Annotated in this window: 14 protein-coding genes; 6 read left to right on the top strand and 8 right to left on the bottom strand. The window is 64.4% G+C overall.

Going from position 1 to position 16,664, the window contains the following annotated elements; translation table 11 throughout:
- Positions 1-62 precede the first annotated feature (62 nt).
- The 4 genes from ppx to lpxH all read left to right on the top strand — a co-directional run bounded on the left by ppx (position 63) and on the right by lpxH (position 4,226).
- On the top strand, positions 63-1,589 hold the full coding sequence (gene ppx / locus PAN08_RS04510) for an exopolyphosphatase (RefSeq protein WP_269790314.1): 1,527 nt from the start codon (positions 63-65) through the stop codon (positions 1,587-1,589).
- Positions 1,590-1,810: 221 nt separating this feature from the next.
- Positions 1,811-2,947, top strand: a complete 1,137-nt coding sequence (locus PAN08_RS04505) for a glycosyltransferase family 1 protein (RefSeq protein ID WP_269790313.1) — start codon at positions 1,811-1,813, stop codon at positions 2,945-2,947.
- Positions 2,928-3,461, top strand: coding sequence for a phosphatase PAP2 family protein (locus tag PAN08_RS04500; protein ID WP_269790312.1), 534 nt, complete (start codon positions 2,928-2,930; stop codon positions 3,459-3,461). The genes PAN08_RS04505 and PAN08_RS04500 overlap by 20 nt, the downstream gene beginning before the upstream one ends.
- A 21-nt stretch (positions 3,462-3,482) precedes the next feature.
- Complete coding sequence (gene lpxH, locus PAN08_RS04495; RefSeq protein ID WP_269790311.1) at positions 3,483-4,226, top strand: UDP-2,3-diacylglucosamine diphosphatase; 744 nt, start codon at positions 3,483-3,485, stop codon at positions 4,224-4,226.
- A 143-nt stretch (positions 4,227-4,369) separates the two neighbouring features.
- Here lpxH and PAN08_RS04490 read toward each other — a convergent pair whose 3' ends face one another.
- From PAN08_RS04490 to PAN08_RS04460, 7 genes are all read right to left on the bottom strand, one after another.
- Complete coding sequence (locus PAN08_RS04490) at positions 4,370-4,807, bottom strand: hypothetical protein (RefSeq protein ID WP_269790310.1); 438 nt, start codon at positions 4,805-4,807, stop codon at positions 4,370-4,372.
- 333 nt (positions 4,808-5,140) lie between these two features.
- Complete coding sequence (locus tag PAN08_RS04485; RefSeq protein WP_269791167.1) at positions 5,141-5,977, bottom strand: ferritin-like domain-containing protein; 837 nt, start codon at positions 5,975-5,977, stop codon at positions 5,141-5,143.
- A 165-nt stretch (positions 5,978-6,142) separates the two neighbouring features.
- Positions 6,143-7,609, bottom strand: a complete 1,467-nt coding sequence (purF, locus tag PAN08_RS04480; RefSeq protein WP_269790309.1) for an amidophosphoribosyltransferase — start codon at positions 7,607-7,609, stop codon at positions 6,143-6,145.
- A gap of 33 nt (positions 7,610-7,642) precedes the next feature.
- The gene (locus tag PAN08_RS04475; RefSeq protein WP_269790308.1) at positions 7,643-8,425 is read right to left on the bottom strand and encodes a CvpA family protein; all 783 of its coding nucleotides are present in this window, start codon (positions 8,423-8,425) and stop codon (positions 7,643-7,645) included.
- A gap of 24 nt (positions 8,426-8,449) precedes the next feature.
- Positions 8,450-9,448, bottom strand: coding sequence for an SPOR domain-containing protein (locus tag PAN08_RS04470; RefSeq protein ID WP_269790307.1), 999 nt, complete (start codon positions 9,446-9,448; stop codon positions 8,450-8,452).
- 66 nt (positions 9,449-9,514) lie between these two features.
- The gene (gene folC, locus PAN08_RS04465; protein ID WP_269790306.1) at positions 9,515-10,789 is read right to left on the bottom strand and encodes a bifunctional tetrahydrofolate synthase/dihydrofolate synthase; all 1,275 of its coding nucleotides are present in this window, start codon (positions 10,787-10,789) and stop codon (positions 9,515-9,517) included.
- A 277-nt stretch (positions 10,790-11,066) separates the two neighbouring features.
- On the bottom strand, positions 11,067-11,711 hold the full coding sequence (locus PAN08_RS04460; RefSeq protein ID WP_269790305.1) for a histidine phosphatase family protein: 645 nt from the start codon (positions 11,709-11,711) through the stop codon (positions 11,067-11,069).
- Positions 11,712-12,157: 446 nt separating this feature from the next.
- On the opposite strand from PAN08_RS04460, the gene PAN08_RS04455 reads away from it, so the two are divergent.
- On the top strand, positions 12,158-13,018 hold the full coding sequence (locus PAN08_RS04455; protein WP_269790304.1) for a type II toxin-antitoxin system RelE/ParE family toxin: 861 nt from the start codon (positions 12,158-12,160) through the stop codon (positions 13,016-13,018).
- A 227-nt stretch (positions 13,019-13,245) separates the two neighbouring features.
- On the opposite strand, the gene PAN08_RS04450 is transcribed toward PAN08_RS04455, so the two are convergent.
- Entirely contained in the window at positions 13,246-15,411 is a 2,166-nt protein-coding gene (locus PAN08_RS04450; protein WP_269790303.1) for a S46 family peptidase, read from the bottom strand.
- Between the two features lie 136 nt (positions 15,412-15,547).
- On the opposite strand from PAN08_RS04450, the gene tdh reads away from it, so the two are divergent.
- Positions 15,548-16,582, top strand: coding sequence for an L-threonine 3-dehydrogenase (gene tdh, locus PAN08_RS04445; RefSeq protein ID WP_269790302.1), 1,035 nt, complete (start codon positions 15,548-15,550; stop codon positions 16,580-16,582).
- The last annotated feature ends 82 nt before the right edge of the window (positions 16,583-16,664 follow it).

The raw sequence follows: 16,664 nt of genomic DNA, 5'->3' as shown, positions 1-16,664 counted from the left end.
CTCGCCCCGCCTCCATCACTCGCTACTGTCCCTTCACGTACTCCTGCCAGTACCATTCCGCCATGCCCCAGTCCTCAATGACCCCACCGCCCTTGCAGGACGGCGACCTGCTGGCCGCCATCGACCTGGGTTCCAATAGTTTCCACATGGTCATCGCGCGCTACCTGCTCGGTCAGCTACGTGTGGTCGACCGCTTGCGCGAAACCGTGCGCATGGCCGACGGCCTGGATGGCAAGGGCGGTCTGTCGCCGGAAGCCCGCCAGCGCGCGCTCGAATGCCTGGCCCGTTTCGGACAGCGCATCCGCACCATTCCGCCCTATCGCGTCCGCGCATTGGCCACCAACACCGTGCGCCAGCTACGCTCGCCGTTGTCGTTCCTGATGCCGGCCGAAACCGCCTTGGGCCACGCTATCGAAGTGGTCAGCGGTCGCGAAGAAGCCCGTCTGATCTATCTCGGTGTGGCCCACGCGCAGCCACCCAAGCCGGGCCAACACCGGCTGGTGATCGACATCGGCGGCGGTTCCACAGAATTCATCATCGGCCAGGGCATGCAGACGCTGGAACGCGAAAGCCTGCAGGCCGGCTGCATTGCCAGCACGCGGCGGTTTTTCCCCGGCGGCAAGTTGAGCAAGAAGCGCTGGAAGGAAGCACTGACCGAGATCGGCGCTGAGTTCCAGCCTTTCGCCAACAAGTACAAGGCACTGGGTTGGCAGGAAGCACTGGGCTCGTCCGGCACGCACAAAGCCATCAGCGAAATCTGTGCGGCGATGAAGCTGAGCAAGGGCGCGATCACCGCCGAGGCACTGCCGCAGCTGCGTGAAGAACTGCTGCGCGCCAAGCACATCGACGACATCACCTTGCCCACGCTGTCCAGTGACCGCCGCCCGATCATCGCCGGTGGCGTGCTGGTGCTGGAGGCCGCATTTCAAGCGTTGGGCCTGCAGAAGCTGCTGGTCAGCAAAGCGGCGATGCGTGAGGGCATCCTCTACGACATCATGGGCCGCGCCAGCGACAACGATCTGCGTGACGAATCGGTCGCGGCACTCACCCTGCGCTACGGCATCGATGCGGCCCAGGCCGAGCGCGTGGAAGCCACCGCACAACGCCTGTTCGAGCAGGTGGCCGACACCTGGAAACTGGATTCGGACGATGCACGCATGCTCGGCTGGGCTGCCCGCCTGCACGAACTGGGCCTGATGATCGCCCACAGCGGCTATCACACCCACGGCAGCTATGTGATCGAGCATTCGGATATCGCCGGCTTCTCGCGACAGGAACAGCAGATGCTGGCCGCGTTGATCCGCACGCATCGCCGCGGCGTGCCCAAGAGTGCCTTCGAGGCATTGCCGGACCGCCTGCTGCTGCCGGCCAAGCGCACTGCGGTCTTGTTGCGACTGGCCGTACTGATGCACCGCGCGCACGAATCAGATCCCATCCCGACGCTGGAGCTGTCCGTCGATGGCAACACGCTGTCGTTGGTGCTCTCCAAAGACTTCATCGACGCCCGCCCATTGCTGCGTGCCGACCTGGTTGGCGAAGCAGAAAACATGACCGACCTGGGCATCAGCTTCCGGCCGTTCGTGGCCTGACGTCAGGCGGCCACTGCCACCTGGCGGGAGCAGTGGTCGGGCAGCAAATCCGCTGCGTGCATGAAACATGGATGCCCTTGGCGCGCGGTACTTGCCAGGGCGACGGAGTTTGAACGGCCGCGAGGCGTAGGCGGCTTTCCGGGCTGTCATGCAACCGGAACATTCCCGACACACTGCCGCCATGACGCGCACGCATCCTGCCGGAAAACCGGGAGGCCGCCATGCGCTACGCCATCGTCACCGAGACCTATCCACCGGAGGTCAATGGCGTCGCCTTGACCGTGCAGAACCTGGAACAAGGATTGCGCCGACGCGGGCATGAGGTGGATCTGGTGCGGCCACGCCAGGTACCGGACAACGCCGCCGCACATGAGGTACTGGTCCGCGGTGCCGCCCTGCCCCGCTATCCCGGCCTGCGCTTCGGCCTGCCGGCGCCGCAGCTGCTCACGCGCCATTGGCAGCAGCGCCGCCCCGATGCCATCTACATCGCCACTGAGGGCCCGCTGGGTTGGTCGGCGATGCGCAGCGCGCGCCGGCTTGGCATTCCCGTGGCCTCCGGCCTGCATACGCGCTTTGACGAATACCTGCCCGACTACGGCGCAGCCTGGTTGCGCGCCGCCGCGCTGAGCTGGATGCGGCGCTTCCACAACCAGGCCGATGCCACCTTGGTACCGACCAACGAGCTGCGGCAGTTTCTGCAGGACAACGGCTTTTCCCGCGCGCGTCAGTTGGCGCGTGCGGTGGATGCCACTCAGTTCGATCCCTGTCGGCGCGATGCAGCCCTGCGCGCGGAATGGGGCATCGAAGGCACAGGACTGGTGGTGATGCATGTCGGTCGCATCGCTGCAGAAAAGAATCTTGGCCTGGCGGTGAAGGCTTTCCGTCGCATTCAGCAGGTACGGCCCAAAGCCCGCTTCGTCTGGGTGGGTGATGGCCCTCTCCGCGAAAAACTTGCCTACGACAACCCGGACTTCATCTTCTGCGGCATCCAGCGCGGCGAAGCGCTCGCCCGCCATTTCGCCAGCGGTGATCTGTTCCTGTTCCCCAGCCTTAGCGAAACCTTTGGCAACGTCACCCTGGAATCCATGGCCAGCGGTCTGGCAACCGTGGCCTTCAACTACGGTGCAGCACGCGAACACCTGCGCAGCGGCCACAACGGAGTTTCCGTGGAAAACAACGAGAATTTCATCGCCGCTGCCGTGCAGCTGGCGGGAGACGATGAAATGCGCGCCACCCTCGGCGCCAACGCCAGCCGGGCCATGCAGCGATTGCATCCAGAGCAGGTGGTTGCCGAATTCGAGGCATTGCTGGACGAACTGGCTACCCGGAGACGCCCCCATGCCATTGCTGCCGCCTGAAAGCATCGCCGCCCGCGAGGCACGCTGGTGCCGACGTGCAAACCGCTACGGCCGCCGCCGTGGCATCCGCATCGTGTTCTCAAGCCTGAGCCGGCTCGGCGACGGCGTGTTCTGGTACATGCTGATGGGCGCGCTGGTGCTCGCTGACGGGCTCGACGGCCTGCAGGCGTCGGTGCACATGGCCGCCACCGGCGTGGTCGCACTGACGTTGTACAAGACGCTCAAACGCTGGACCCGACGGCCGCGCCCCTTCGCTGCCGACCTGCGTATCCGGGCCTGGGTAGCGCCACTGGATGAATACAGTTTTCCCTCCGGCCACACGTTGCACGCGGTGTCCTTCACCGTGGTGGCGCTGGCGTACTACCCGTGGCTGGCGCCGCTACTGGTGCCGTTTACTGCCGGCGTAGCGATGTCGCGGGTGGTGCTGGGCCTGCACTACCCCAGCGACGTGCTGGCGGCCACGGGCATCGGCCTGCTGCTGGGTACCGCTTCGCTGCAGCTGTGGCCTCTCTGATCTGGCTCTACAATGCGTGGCATGACCACGTTGTTCATTTCCGACCTACATCTGGACCCCAGCCGTCCAGCCATCACCGCGTTGTTCCTCCACTTCCTGCGCGACGAAGCGCGGCAGGCCGAGGCGCTGTATATCCTGGGCGATCTATTTGAAGCCTGGATCGGTGATGACACCCCCTCCAGCGCCGCCGACGCGGTCGCCAACGCCCTTCGTGAAGTCCACGACGCCGGCGTGCCGGTGTACTTCATCCGCGGCAACCGCGACTTCCTGGTGGGCAACGATTACGCCGCACGAGCCGGCATGCGCATCCTGCCCGACCCGGCGGTGATCGAGCTGTATGGCAAGCCGGTGATGCTGCAGCACGGCGATCTGTTGTGCACCGACGATGTTGCTTATCAGGCGTTCCGTGCACAAACCCGCGACCCGGGCTTCATTGCCCAATTCCTGTCACAGCCACTGGAAGCACGTATCGCGTTCGCGCAGAAGGCACGCGCCGCCAGCCAGGCGCGTCAGTCAGAAATGAAACAGGACGATCGCGGTCAGTTCGAGACCGTCACTGACGTAGCCCCGGACGAAGTGGTTTCCACGTTCCAGCGTTACGGCGTGGAAACGATGATCCACGGTCACACCCACCGCCCTGCAATCCACACCGTGCAGACCGGCGACCGCACCTACACCCGCATCGTGCTGGGTGACTGGTACGAACAGGGCTCGGTGCTGCGTGTGGATGCCGATGGTTTCCGCCTGGAAGCGCTGCAGGGCTGAGAGTGTTGTCGCCCGGGGAAACGCAGCGCACCCGGCGCTAACCAATAAACGCAGAAGGCCGGGACTCTCTCCCGGCCTTCTGCGTTACTGCTTCAGCTTCATCTACCCTTCGGGCAACGTCTCCCGATGAAAGAAGGCTTCAATCAGGGGGCTTCCACCGGCACCGCCGGATCACGTGCACAACCCTTGAAGGTGTCCTTGCCCAGTACGAATTCGGCACTGTACGGATGACGCAGGTCGGACATGCCGTCCGAGCATTCGCCGCGCTTGATGGTCAGGTTGAACGCGGCATCGCCCTCGCCGCCCTGCACGATCAATGCACCGTCGTGCAGCTCGCGCTTGCCTTCAAATGTGCGCGGCGTGTCCATGGTCTCCGGTGTGGTGTACGAAAGTTTTTCGCCTTCCACACGCACGCCCCAGAACGGCTCGGTGCCCGAGGCCTGCAATGTCGCCGGGAAGTCTTCAGCTGGCGCGACGGCGGTTGGCACGTCGACGCCGGACGAGGTTGTCGACTCCGGTGCCGGCTGTTTGCAACCAGCCAATGCGATCACCAATGCCAGCCCGAAATACATCTTCTTCATGAAACTCTCCTTGTTGCTTCGCTGTGGATTATGCCCATCGGCGCGCTTGCAGCCGGTGAACCTATGCTCTTTATCGATTACAGCCGTGGGTCGGCAATCTCCACCACGATGTAACGCTCGCGCGCGCCACGCGCGATGCGACAGGCCGCAGTGACATCCTCCCCCCGGCGCGGATGAAGCCATCGACATACAGCGTAGTGGTCGGGCCGATGGTGGGATGCCCTGCAGGGCACGTCAATCGGACCGGGGCGAAGTCTGCAGAATTGTTCAACACTCAGAAGAGACGCCGCGGGCACTCAACCCTGCCCTTGCCGTGGGTGTGAGCGGTATCGCTCAACCAGCCTGCTCGACCAGATCCGCCAGCTCGTCCTCATCAAAGCCAGCCAGCAGCCGCGCTTCGACATTGAACGGCCCACGCAGGTAACCGTGCGCGTACTCGTGCAGCAGTTCCTTGAAGCGGGTACGTGGTTCGACACCAGCACGCTCGCAATACCAGCGGTACCAACGCGAGCCGGCGGCGACATGCGCCACTTCCTCTCGCAGGATCACTTCCAGCACATCGGCGGTGGTTTCATCGCCGAGTGAACGCAGCTTGGTGATCATCGCCGGGGTGACATCCAGCCCGCGTGCCTCCAATACACGCGGCACCAGCCCCATGCGTGCCAGGCCATCATGTGCGGTCTTCTCGCACATTTCCCACAAGCCATTGTGCGCGGGGAAATCGGCATAGTCATGGCCATGCGCCAGCAACCGTTCGCGCAACAGCATGAAGTGCCGAGACTCATCGTCAGCACAGCTCACCCAATCGGCATAAAAACTGCCCGGCAAACCACGGAAGCGATACACCGCATCCCAGGCTAGATCAATGGCGTTGATTTCGATGTGGGCGATGGCATGAATGAAAGCAGCACGCCCTTCCGGCGAACCGAAACCACGCCGCACCAGATCACGCGGATGTACCAGCACGAGCTGCGGTGGGCGGCCGGGCGTGCAGATGGGTTCGGGGTCCGGTGCCTGCATCGGCACCTTCAAAGTGCCGGCACGGTAACGCGCAGCGAAGTGTTGGGTCAGCGCGACTTTCTCAAGCGGATTGGTCGCTGCCATGCAGAGGCAGGCAGCGTCGAACAGCGAGAAATGCGTGCCTTCCGGTAGGGGAAGCGACGTCTGCATCACCTGCGAGGCGGTTGCCGGCGCAGCGTGCTGGTCGTTGCTTCCGGGCGGTTGTGCTTGTTGTGTTGTCATTGGCACTCACGCATCACGGCTTCGTTCGCCCCTCACGCCAACCCCTCTCTCACTTACGGGAGAGGGGTTCTGAGGTACGGATCTGTTCGCGCCTCAGGCGCGGCGCAGCGTCTTGGCTTCGTCCGAGCGCAGTTGCAGGATCCGCTCGAAGTAACCCGGTTCAATACCCGTGACGTACTTACCGTTGAAGCAGGACGAATCAAACTCCTTCAACTCCTGGTTGCCTTCGCGCACGGCGACTTCCAGGTCTTCCAGATCCTGGTAAACCAACCAATCGCAGCCCAGGTGCTTTTCAATTTCTTCGACGCTGCGGTTGTGTGCGACCAGTTCTTCCGGCGCCGGCATGTCGATACCGTAAATGTTGGGATAACGCACCGGCGGCGCAGCGCTGGCCAGGTACACCTTGCGCGCACCGGCGTCGCGCGCCATCTGCACAATCTGCTGGCTGGTAGTGCCACGCACGATCGAGTCATCGACCAGCAGCACCACGCGATTGCGGAATTCCAGATGGATCGGGTTGAGCTTGCGACGCACCGATTTCTGGCGCTCGCCCTGCCCCGGCATGATGAAGGTACGGCCGACGTAGCGATTCTTGACGAAGCCTTCGCGGTATTTCACGCCCAGCACGTTGGACATTTCCAGCGCGGCGTCGCGCGAGGTGTCCGGGATCGGAATGATGGTGTCGATGTCGTGGTCCGGACGCAGGCGCAGGATCTTCTCGCCCAGCTTCTGGCCCATGCGCATGCGCGCCTTGTGCACCGACACGTTGTCGATCATCGAATCCGGGCGCGCGAAGTACACGTACTCGAAAATGCACGGCGTCTGCTGGGTGTTGGAGGCGCATACCTCGGTGAACAGCTCGCCACGCTCGGTGATCACCACCGCCTCGCCCGGGGCAACGTCACGCACACGCTCGAAACCGAGCACGTCCAGCGCCACCGACTCGGACGCCACGATGTATTCGTCGCCTTCCACATGCTTGCGCTTGCCCAGTACCAACGGACGGATGCCGTGCGGGTCGCGGAAAGCCACCAAACCCAAGCCGAGCACGACGCTGACCACTGCATAGCTGCCCTTGCAACGGCGGTGCACGCCGGCCACGGCGCGGATGGCCGCTTCCGGGGTGAGCATGCCCTGCGCGTCGAGTTCAAAAGCGAATACGTTCAACAGCACTTCGCTGTCTGAATCGGTATTGATGTTGCGGCGGTCCGCCTCGAACACCTGCCGACGCAGCGCTTCGGTATTGATCAGGTTGCCGTTGTGCGCCAGCGCAATGCCGTAGGGCGAGTTGACGTAGAACGGCTGCGCCTCATCGGTGCCTTCCGACCCTGCGGTGGGATAGCGCACATGGGCGATGCCGATGCGTCCCTGCAGCAGCGCCATGCGGCGCTCATCAAACACATCCCGCACCAAGCCACTGGCCTTTTCCACGCGCAGACGCGTGCCGTTGACGGTGGCGATGCCCGCGGCATCCTGGCCGCGATGCTGGAGGACGGTCAGGCCGTCATAAAGCTGCCCGGCGACGTTCTGGTTGCCGACGATTCCGACGATGCCACACATGTTGCGCGATCTCCGCTGGGCGCAGGCGCCCGGTTAACGTGAAGGTGGCCGTGCCTGGCCGCGTACCTCGACCCGGTTGGGATCGGGTTGACCCGGGCGCACCTGCGCCGGATCGATGTTGGAGGGCAACGCCCTCATCGGGTCCGCTGATGGGCCTGCATCCGGAGATGTTGGCGGACCATTGGCTGGCCCGGCATCCACACCCGTCAGCGGCCATCTATTGCCCGCGTCTGCTTCGTTCGGTCCGGCATTATCGCCTGTGAGCACCGACTTACCCAAGTCCAATAGCGCCTTTCCCGGCAACTCGGGCAACTCCGGCGCCTGCGGCAATTTGCCCCGCAGCCATTCGACCGACGGCTGCAGCCAGGGCAGCACTACCGACTGGCGCCAGGACGGCTCCTCAGTCATTGAGGTGAAGCCCATCAGCAATGCGGCCAACACTGCCAGCAATACGCCGCGCAGCATGCCCAGACCAAGCCCCAGCAGGCGGTCAGGGCCTTTCAGCAGCACCGTCGAATTCACGACCCCGCGCAGCATCCAACTGACAATCGCCATGCCCAGCAAGGCGCCAATGAACACCAGCAGGTAACCGCCAATGTATTCACCGGGCGAAGGCGCCATGCCCGCAGACAGCATCACGGCCGCCTGCTCGCCAAAGTGGAACGCACTCCAGCCAGCCACCAGCCAGGAGGCGACGCCCAGCACCGTTGCCAGCAGGCCACGGATCAGGCCAAACACCGCCGACAGGCCAATGATCGCCAGCAGTACCAGATCAACCACGGCACGCCCCGAGCGGGCATGCCGGCACGATGCCATTCACACCCACGGTTTCAGGCTGCATCAGGGATGCGGGCGAACCATGCCGGCGATGCCGACCTTGGCCGCGACCTGGGCCTTGAGCTGCTCCGCCTCGGCACGGTTGGCCACCGGCCCGACGCGCACACGGTTGAGCGTGCCGTTGTCGGTACGCACCTGCTCGACGAAGGCACTGAAGCCTGCGGCCCGGGCGCGGTCACGCAAGGCGTTCGCATCGGCCGCTTGGCCAAACGCGCCCAACTGCACGGCAAAGCCGACGTTGCTGGCGGCCGGAGCAGCCGGCGTACGCACTTCCGGCTTGGCCGGGGTGGCGGCGACCGGCTTGGGTGCCTCGGGCTTCGGTGCCGGCTTGGGCGCTTCGGGCCTGGGTGCCGCTGCGACTGGCTTGGCCGGTTCCGGCGGCAATGCTTCAGTGCGTACCGGCGCGGTGGTCGGCGCGGCACTGGCGGTGCTTGCGGCCGGCGCTGTCGGTGCGGCAGCCGGGGTTTCGGCGCTGGCGTCGAGCACCACCACCTGCGCATTCACGTCGTTGCGTACCTTGCCTGCTTCCAGGCGCACCAGCTCGGCCTGCGCACGGTCCCCGTAAGGGCCAATGCGCACGCGCCACGCCGGGCGGCCATTGATGGTGTCGGCCTGGCGGAAGCCCGGCAGGTTGGATTTTTTCAGATGCGCGATCACTGCATCGGCGTCGGCCTCGCTGCCATAAGCGCCAAAGTTGACGGCGTAGTTACCTGCAGCCGCCGTTGGCGGCAAGGCGCTACCCGACTGCGCGGGGGCCGTGGCCGGTGCATCCGGCTGCGCTGCAGGCATGCCCAGCGCGCCTGCGGCGGAGGCCGACGGTGCGACCAGCGGCAGTTCGCGGGTTGCAAACTGGGCATCGCCAGGGGCGGCAGGTGCAGTCAACGGCACGTCTTGCGTGCCACTGTCCGGCGCAGGCCCCTTGACCAGCATGGGAAGGAAAATCACGGCAAGCGCCACCAGAACGATGGCACCAATCAGTCGCTGTTTCAGAGAAGTATCCACAGATGGCGTACGAGCGGCGTGGCGGAATGCCTTCGCGATTATATGCGTGGCGTCCGGTGTGCGTTCTCAGTCAGCTGAACGAAGCATCGGCAATGCTTCTGCCACGGTGTGGAACGAGCCGAATACCAACACCCGGTCGCCCTCGATGGCCTGTGCCAGCACCGCATTCAAGGCGGCGGCGACGGTATCGGCAAGCGTGGCCTTGGCGGCGTCGCTGTCCTGCAGACGGTCGCGCAACTGCTGAGCGCTTTGCCCGCGTGCGCCGTCCAGCCCGGCCAGGTACCAGGCATCCACCTCCGATTGCAGCGCCTGCACCACGCCGGGGGCGTCCTTGTCGGCCAGTGCTGCGTATACCGCCAGCGTGCGGCCCGTGACCGGACGCGCTTTCAACGCCGTCGCCAGCGCACCGGCAGCCTGCGGGTTGTGGCCGACATCGAGCAGCACTTCGACACCATCTCGCAGGAACGACTGCAACCGGCCGGTCACCCGTGCCTCGGCCACGCCCTGTGCCCACGCGGCGTCCGGTACCGGCTTGTCCAGCGCGCGCAAGGCGGCGATGGCAGTGGCGGCGTTGGTGCGCTGGATCGGCGCCCACAATGCAGGCTGCAGCAGTTCGATACGGTAGGACACGTCCCGCCAGGCCCAATGCTCAGCGTCGATGGACTCGGCAAAGAAGTCGCTGCCGCCACGAATCGCGTTGGCGCCCAATACGTAGGCACGGCGCAGCACGCTCGACGGCGGATCGGTCTCGCCCAGAATCACCGGCTTCCAACCGCGGATGATGCCGGCCTTCTCCGCGCCGATGGCTTCGCGGTCGTCACCCAACCAGTCCGCATGGTCAATGTCGACGGTGGTGATGACCGACACATCCGCGTCGATGATGTTCACCGCGTCCAGGCGACCGCCCAGCCCGACTTCGAGCACGGCCAGATCAAGATTTGCTTGCTGGAACACCCAAAGCGCGCACAGCGTGCCGTACTCAAAATAGGTCAGTGGCGTGTCGCCACGCGCCTCTTCGACGGCATTGAAACCGGCTACCAGGGTGGCGTCATCGGCGTCGACGCCATTGATACGCACGCGCTCGTTGTACGCCAGCAGATGCGGCGAGGTATAGGCGCCCACCTTCCAACCGGCAGTGCGGGCGATGGATTCGATGAAGGCAACCGTCGAGCCCTTGCCGTTGGTGCCACCAACCACGATGTTGTACTCGCCCGGCCGCCCCAGTTGCATGCGCGCCGCGACTTCACGCACGCGGTCCAGCCCCATCGCGATGGCCTGCGGGTGCTGTTGTTCGATATGGGCGAGCCACTGTTCGAGTGTGGCGGGACGGACGGAAGACATGCTGGCGATTCTCTGGATCATGGGCCGGGCTACACAACCGGCTGCGCGTTGCGCGCGGGAAAGGCGGCCATGATACAGCGGCCGCTGCACGCGGCCCTCAAGCTTTCCCACGTGTAGCGCTGCGACATGCTCGGCAGGCGCGTTGCCAATAGATCCCAAGCTCTGCCGCGCGGGCAACGCTCGGGTTTCGCGGCTTACGCCGCTCCTAAAAGCGGCGTTGCCGGTCGTGCCCTGCAGGCATCGCCCCGCTCTACAGGGCCACCGGGAGCATCGGCGCTTACAGCGCGCGGTGCTTGGCTTCGCCAAAGAACGGGGTGTGGTGCGCGCAGTCGTTCAGGCGCACGACTTCCAGATGCTCCACGTCCGGGCCTTCGAGCAGGTTCAGCGTGGTCGGTGCCTGACGGAAGGTCCACAGCTTGGAGATCGGCAGGCCGAGTATTTTGCACAGGATCACGCGATTGACGGCGTCGTGTGCGACCACCAACAAGGTGTCTTCCTCACCCAGGCCTTCAGCGGCCTTGGCCAGCCCACGCCAGCTGCGGTCCAGCACCTGGCGCAGCGATTCGCCGCCGGGCATCAGTACGGTGTCCGGCTCTTCGCGCCAGGCGCGCAGACGGGCCGGATCCTTGTCGTTGATCTCGCTGGCCAGCAGGCCCTCCCACTCGCCGTGGGCGATTTCCTGCAGGTCCGGCTCGGTCAGCAGCATGGCATCGCGATTGCTGCCCAATGCGGCCTTGGCGGTGCTCTGCGCACGGCTCAGCGGCGAGGCAACGGCGCGAGTGATCTGCACGTCTGCCAGCCGCTCACCCAAGGCCTTGGCCTGAGCTTCGCCCACCGGCGAAAGAGGAATGTCGATCTGGCCCTGGTAGCGGCCTTCGGCGTTCCACGGCGTTTCGCCGTGACGGGCAAGCAGGATGCGCATGAAGCAATTCCATTGTTGTGTGGGGCCCCGCCAAGTGAGTCCGGCGGGAGGCGCATCATAGCCCGACCATGCTGCCAGGCCGTCCACGGTTACCGTCGATACGGATACAGTTCCCAGCGCCCACGCCTCATTGGCTGAACGGCTCCCACGCTCATCGCTGAAACCGGGAACGCGGATTGAGCGGGCGCAAACGGGAAGGCAACCCATCCGGAGCGAGGGAACTTTCAATCCCTGCTTCCCGTCTGATCAACGCTTCTGAAGTCGCTTGGTCGCCAATTCCAACGTGACATCACTTTCACCCTGCCGCCACGATCAAACCCGCAGCCGATAACCGCACCGATGGCACGGTTGCGCGCCCGGCACAGGCGTTACCATGCCAATCCCCTATCGGTGACACGGTGTGACTTCCGCATGTGGGCCAGTAACCTCCTCGCCCTCGACGCGGTATGAGCAACCCTTCCACCTCCCCGAAGCACTCCACTCCCGAGCTCTGGAACGAACGCCGCGATGGCTGGGCCGCGACGTTGCTCAGTGCACTGCTGCATCTGCTGATGCTGCTGCTCCTGCTGCATTCCAATCCTCCGGTGGTTTCCTCGCCACAGGGCTCGTCCGGCGGTGGTCGGGTGAAGGTCGATTTCGTCGGCAACGCGCCACCGTCTCCACAGCCCCAACAAGTGCCGCCCCAGCAAAAGCCCAGCGACACTCCCCGCTCCCAACGCAAGCCGCTGACGCACCGCCGTAGCGATAACCGCAAACCGGTGCGGGAAGCCCGTTACATCGAGCCGCCCAGCGAACCCGACCAGGAAGAAAACCCAACACCGGCACAGGCACCGGCCCAAGCCGCTTCACCGGCGGCAGCCGCGCCATCGGAAACGGTGCCGCGCCGTCCCCAGACCTGGACCGGTCGCCCACCGGGCTGGGTGGAAAAACCCACCACCTCGGACGACGACGGGCGTTCCGCTGGCCAAGGCGACCGTTCCGAAGGCAATCGCGTCGACAGGAGCGCCGGGCAACCGGCCATGGAAGTCGGTGGCTACCAGATCATCTACGACCTGCTGAGCGAGACAAGGCTGCGTGCCCGGATGGAAGAGGGTATGAAGGAGCTCTTGATTCCCCTGCCAGGCACCACTTATGTGATGGTCTGCCCGGCCGAAGTCGCCCTCAGGCGCGGCTCCAGCAAGTGCCGCATGCTGCCGGCCGACTCGCCCGAACTACAGGCCATGGGCGATGCGCGACAGTTCGTCATCGTGATGTACGTCTACCGGTATGGCGAACTGCTCTGGCGCGGCCCCGGCCCGTACCGCTGAGCCCCACTGAACTGCGCACTGCAGCCGCTTCAGCCATGAAGCTCGCACCCATGAAATGACCGGCAGGTCCGTCACCGTCAGCTTCGCGGCTGACGCCGCTCCTATGCCGCCGTGACAGTGATCAGCAAACAGCCAAAGGTGCGCGTAAAGACAAACGTGATTGTCAGCAAACAAAAAGCCCGGGCAGTTTCCCGCCCGGGCTTCTGATTGAACCGCTCGCTTCGCGCTTACTTCGATGCGGCGTCCATTTCCTTCAACAGCTGCGGCGCCGGCGCCACTTCCTGCATGACCCAACGCATGTAGCGCTCGTCCACCGAGATCATGCGGGTCATCACCGGGTCGAACACCCAGTTGCTGGCGACCGATTCCCAGATGCCGTCAAACGCCAGGCCAACCAGGCGGCCGTGCGCGTCCAGCACCGGCGAGCCGGAGTTGCCGCCCGTGATGTCCAGGTCCGACAGGAAATTCACCGGCACGCTGCCAATGCGCGAATCTTCCAGACCGCCGTAACGCTTGGCCTTGACCGCATCGATCAGTGCCTTGGGCGAATCGAACGGATCTGCGCCAGTTTCCTTGGCCACGATGCCTTCCAGATCGGTGAAGGCCGGCTGCACCTTGCCGTCCAGGCCGGTGTAACCCTTCACATTGCCGAAGGTGATGCGCAGCGACAGGTTGGCGTCCGGATAAACGAACTCACCCTGAGTCTTCTTGTAATCCGCGATGGCCTGCAGGAACAGCGGACGCGCCACCAGTTCCTCGCCCATACGCACCTTGCGCTGGTGTTCCAGCTCCAGCAGCGCCGGCATCACTGCCACCGCGTACTGGATGGCCGGGTCGGAGCTGGCTTCGAATGCGGCCTTGTCGGCGGTGAACCACTTCTGGCGTTCGGCCAGATCACCCAGCTTGGAACCGTCCAGACGCGATACCGCCGCATTCACCGCAGCGGTGTCGCTGCCACCCAGCCAGCGGTCGAACGCTGGCAGGTGCTGTGCACTCGGCAGCGCCGCGTACTGCTGCAGCCAGTACTGCTGGAACTGGCGATCCATGGCCGCCACGTAGCGGCGATCCATCTGCTTCAGGCCGCCTTCGATGGCCGGCAGATCGCGTTCCTGGTAACCCTCTTCGCGCTGTGCGTCCGGCTTGGCTTTTTCGATGGCCAGGCGGTACAGGCGTACAGCGGTGCCGAGCGTGCCGGTGCGGTTGAGCATGCCCAGATTCAGATCACGTGCCTGGTTGGCACGTGCCTGTTGGCCCAGAGCCTGCAGATGCGCATGCGCATCCAACGCCGGTTTGCCGGCGGCACCCTGTGCGTGCAGCCATTCCAGCACGGCGGTTTCTTCGCGCTGCTTGTGGGCCAACACGTTGTTGCGTTTGAAGCCGTCCAACTGACCGTCGTAGTTCTTGCTGGTGTTGTTCCAGCCGGCCATGCTGGCGGCGTACTTCACCGCGATGTCCTGGTTGCCCTTGCTGGCGGCTTCGACCAGCGCGATCTGGTCCTTGTAGGCCTTGGCAATGGTCGGGTAGCTCCAGTTGGCGGTGTTCTCGAACTCGCTGACCAGCGCGTAACGGTCGGTGCGGCCCGGGTAACCGGCCACCATCACGAAATCCCCCTCGCCCAGCGGCTGGTTGGCCAACTTCAGCCAATGCTTGGGCTGGTACGGCACGTTGTCGGCGGCGAATGCGGCCGGCTTGCCGTCCTTGCCCACGTAGGCACGGTAGAACGAGAAGTCGCCGGTGTGGCGCGGCCACATCCAGTTGTCGATGTCGCCACCGAACTTGCCGACGCTGCCCGGGGGCGCGTAAGCCAGGCGCACGTCCTTGATTTCCATGTTCTTGAACAGGCGGTAGGTGTTGCCGCCGGAGAAGCTGTACAGGGTGCAGCTGTAGGCGTCGTCAACCTCGCACTCGGCGATCAGCTTCTTTTCCAACGATTCCAACGCCTCGGTGCGCTTGAGCGCATCGCTGCCGGCGCCAGCAATGGCGGCCTTGGCCTGTGCGGTCACGTCGGTGATGTCGTCCAGCACGTAGATGCGGGCATTCGGGCCGGCGCTCAGCTCGTCCTTGGTGGTCGGCGCGTTGAAGCCGTCCTTGATCAGGTTCTTCTCAGCGGTGGAGTTGAGCTGAATGGAGCCGTAGGCACAGTGGTGGTTGGTGACCACCAGGCCCTGCGGCGACACGAAGCTGGCGGTGCAGCCGCCCAGCGCAACCACGGCGCCCATCGGGTCGCCGGTCAGGTTGGCCAGCTGCTGCGGATCCAGCTTCAGACCTGCCTGCTTCAGCGGGCCGGCGATCTCCGGCAGCTGCTGCGGCACCCACATGCCTTCTGCAGCCTGGGCAGCCTGGGCCAGACCCAGCCCGGCGACAATGGAAAACGCAAGCAAATTCACGCGCATGAGGCAGTTCCGAAAGTTTGGAACGGCCGATTGTAGCGGTTGCAACCGATGCATTCCCCTGCCATCGGTCAGTGCAAGGCCGTTACGGCAGCAGGCCTATAATCGGCACTCTTTTTCACACTGCGGTTTTCTTGCAATGGCACAGACGATGAAGGCGCTGGTGAAGCGCGAAGCGACCAAGGGCATCTGGATGGAAGAGGTGCCGGTACCGACGCCCGGCCCCAACGAAGTGCTCATCAAGCTCGAGAAGACCGCCATCTGCGGCACCGACCTGCACATCTACCTGTGGGACGAGTGGAGCCAGCGCACCATCAAGCCGGGCCTGACCATCGGCCACGAGTTCGTTGGCCGTATCGCAGAGATCGGACCGGGCGTAACCGGCTATGACATCGGCCAACGCGTGTCGGCTGAAGGCCATATCGTCTGCGGCCATTGCCGTAACTGCCGTGGCGGCCGCCCGCACCTGTGCCCCAACACCGTGGGTATCGGCGTCAACGTCAACGGCGCGTTCGCCGAGTACATGGTGATGCCGGCCAGCAACCTGTGGCCGATCCCCGACCAGATCCCGTCCGAGCTGGCCGCATTCTTCGACCCCTATGGCAACGCCGCGCATTGCGCGCTGGAGTTCGACGTGATCGGCGAAGACGTGCTGATCACCGGCGCCGGCCCGATCGGCATCATCGCCGCCGGCATCTGCAAGCACATTGGTGCACGCAACGTGGTGGTCACCGACGTCAATGATTTCCGCCTGAAGCTGGCCGCCGACATGGGCGCCACCCGCGTGGTCAACGTCGCCAACCAATCGCTGAAGGACGTGATGAAGGAACTGCACATGGAGGGCTTCGACGTGGGCCTGGAAATGAGCGGCAACCCGCGTGCGTTCAACGACATGCTCGACTGCATGTACCACGGCGGCAAGATCGCCATGCTCGGCATCATGCCCAAGGGCGCCGGTTGCGACTGGGACAAGATCATCTTCAAGGGCCTGACCGTGCAGGGCATCTACGGCCGCAAGATGTACGAGACCTGGTACAAGATGACCCAGCTGGTGCTGTCCGGTTTCCCGCTGGGCAAGGTGATGACCCACCAGCTGCCGGTGGACCGTTTCCAGGAAGGTTTCGACCTGATGGAACAGGGCAAGGCCGGCAAGGTCGTGCTGAGCTGGAACTGATTGCCAGCAGGTGACATACGAAAGGCGCCGTAAGGCGCCTTTCGTGCATCTGTGTCCACGGGTGCATGCAGGAAGGTTCAAG

It is taken from the genome of Stenotrophomonas sp. Iso1 (assembly GCF_027497995.1).
Lineage (GTDB): Bacteria > Pseudomonadota > Gammaproteobacteria > Xanthomonadales > Xanthomonadaceae > Stenotrophomonas.
Note: the sequence above shows the minus strand (reverse complement) of the source record. Positions and strands in the feature narration are given on the sequence as shown.

What these genes read in the sequence shown, in the direction of transcription:
- ppx (WP_269790314.1), top strand. Translation starts at nt 63, where the DNA reads ATGCCCCAGTCCTCAATGACCCCACCGCCCTTGCAGGACGGCGACCTG.
- PAN08_RS04505 (WP_269790313.1), top strand. Translation starts at nt 1,811, where the DNA reads ATGCGCTACGCCATCGTCACCGAGACCTATCCACCGGAGGTCAATGGC.
- PAN08_RS04500 (WP_269790312.1), top strand. Translation starts at nt 2,928, where the DNA reads ATGCCATTGCTGCCGCCTGAAAGCATCGCCGCCCGCGAGGCACGCTGG.
- lpxH (WP_269790311.1), top strand. Translation starts at nt 3,483, where the DNA reads ATGACCACGTTGTTCATTTCCGACCTACATCTGGACCCCAGCCGTCCA.
- PAN08_RS04490 (WP_269790310.1), bottom strand. Translation starts at nt 4,807, where the DNA reads ATGAAGAAGATGTATTTCGGGCTGGCATTGGTGATCGCATTGGCTGGT.
- PAN08_RS04485 (WP_269791167.1), bottom strand. Translation starts at nt 5,977, where the DNA reads ATGCAGACGTCGCTTCCCCTACCGGAAGGCACGCATTTCTCGCTGTTC.
- purF (WP_269790309.1), bottom strand. Translation starts at nt 7,609, where the DNA reads ATGTGTGGCATCGTCGGAATCGTCGGCAACCAGAACGTCGCCGGGCAG.
- PAN08_RS04475 (WP_269790308.1), bottom strand. Translation starts at nt 8,425, where the DNA reads ATGGCATCGTGCCGGCATGCCCGCTCGGGGCGTGCCGTGGTTGATCTG.
- folC (WP_269790306.1), bottom strand. Translation starts at nt 10,789, where the DNA reads ATGTCTTCCGTCCGTCCCGCCACACTCGAACAGTGGCTCGCCCATATC.
- PAN08_RS04460 (WP_269790305.1), bottom strand. Translation starts at nt 11,711, where the DNA reads ATGCGCATCCTGCTTGCCCGTCACGGCGAAACGCCGTGGAACGCCGAA.
- PAN08_RS04455 (WP_269790304.1), top strand. Translation starts at nt 12,158, where the DNA reads ATGAGCAACCCTTCCACCTCCCCGAAGCACTCCACTCCCGAGCTCTGG.
- PAN08_RS04450 (WP_269790303.1), bottom strand. Translation starts at nt 15,411, where the DNA reads ATGCGCGTGAATTTGCTTGCGTTTTCCATTGTCGCCGGGCTGGGTCTG.
- tdh (WP_269790302.1), top strand. Translation starts at nt 15,548, where the DNA reads ATGGCACAGACGATGAAGGCGCTGGTGAAGCGCGAAGCGACCAAGGGC.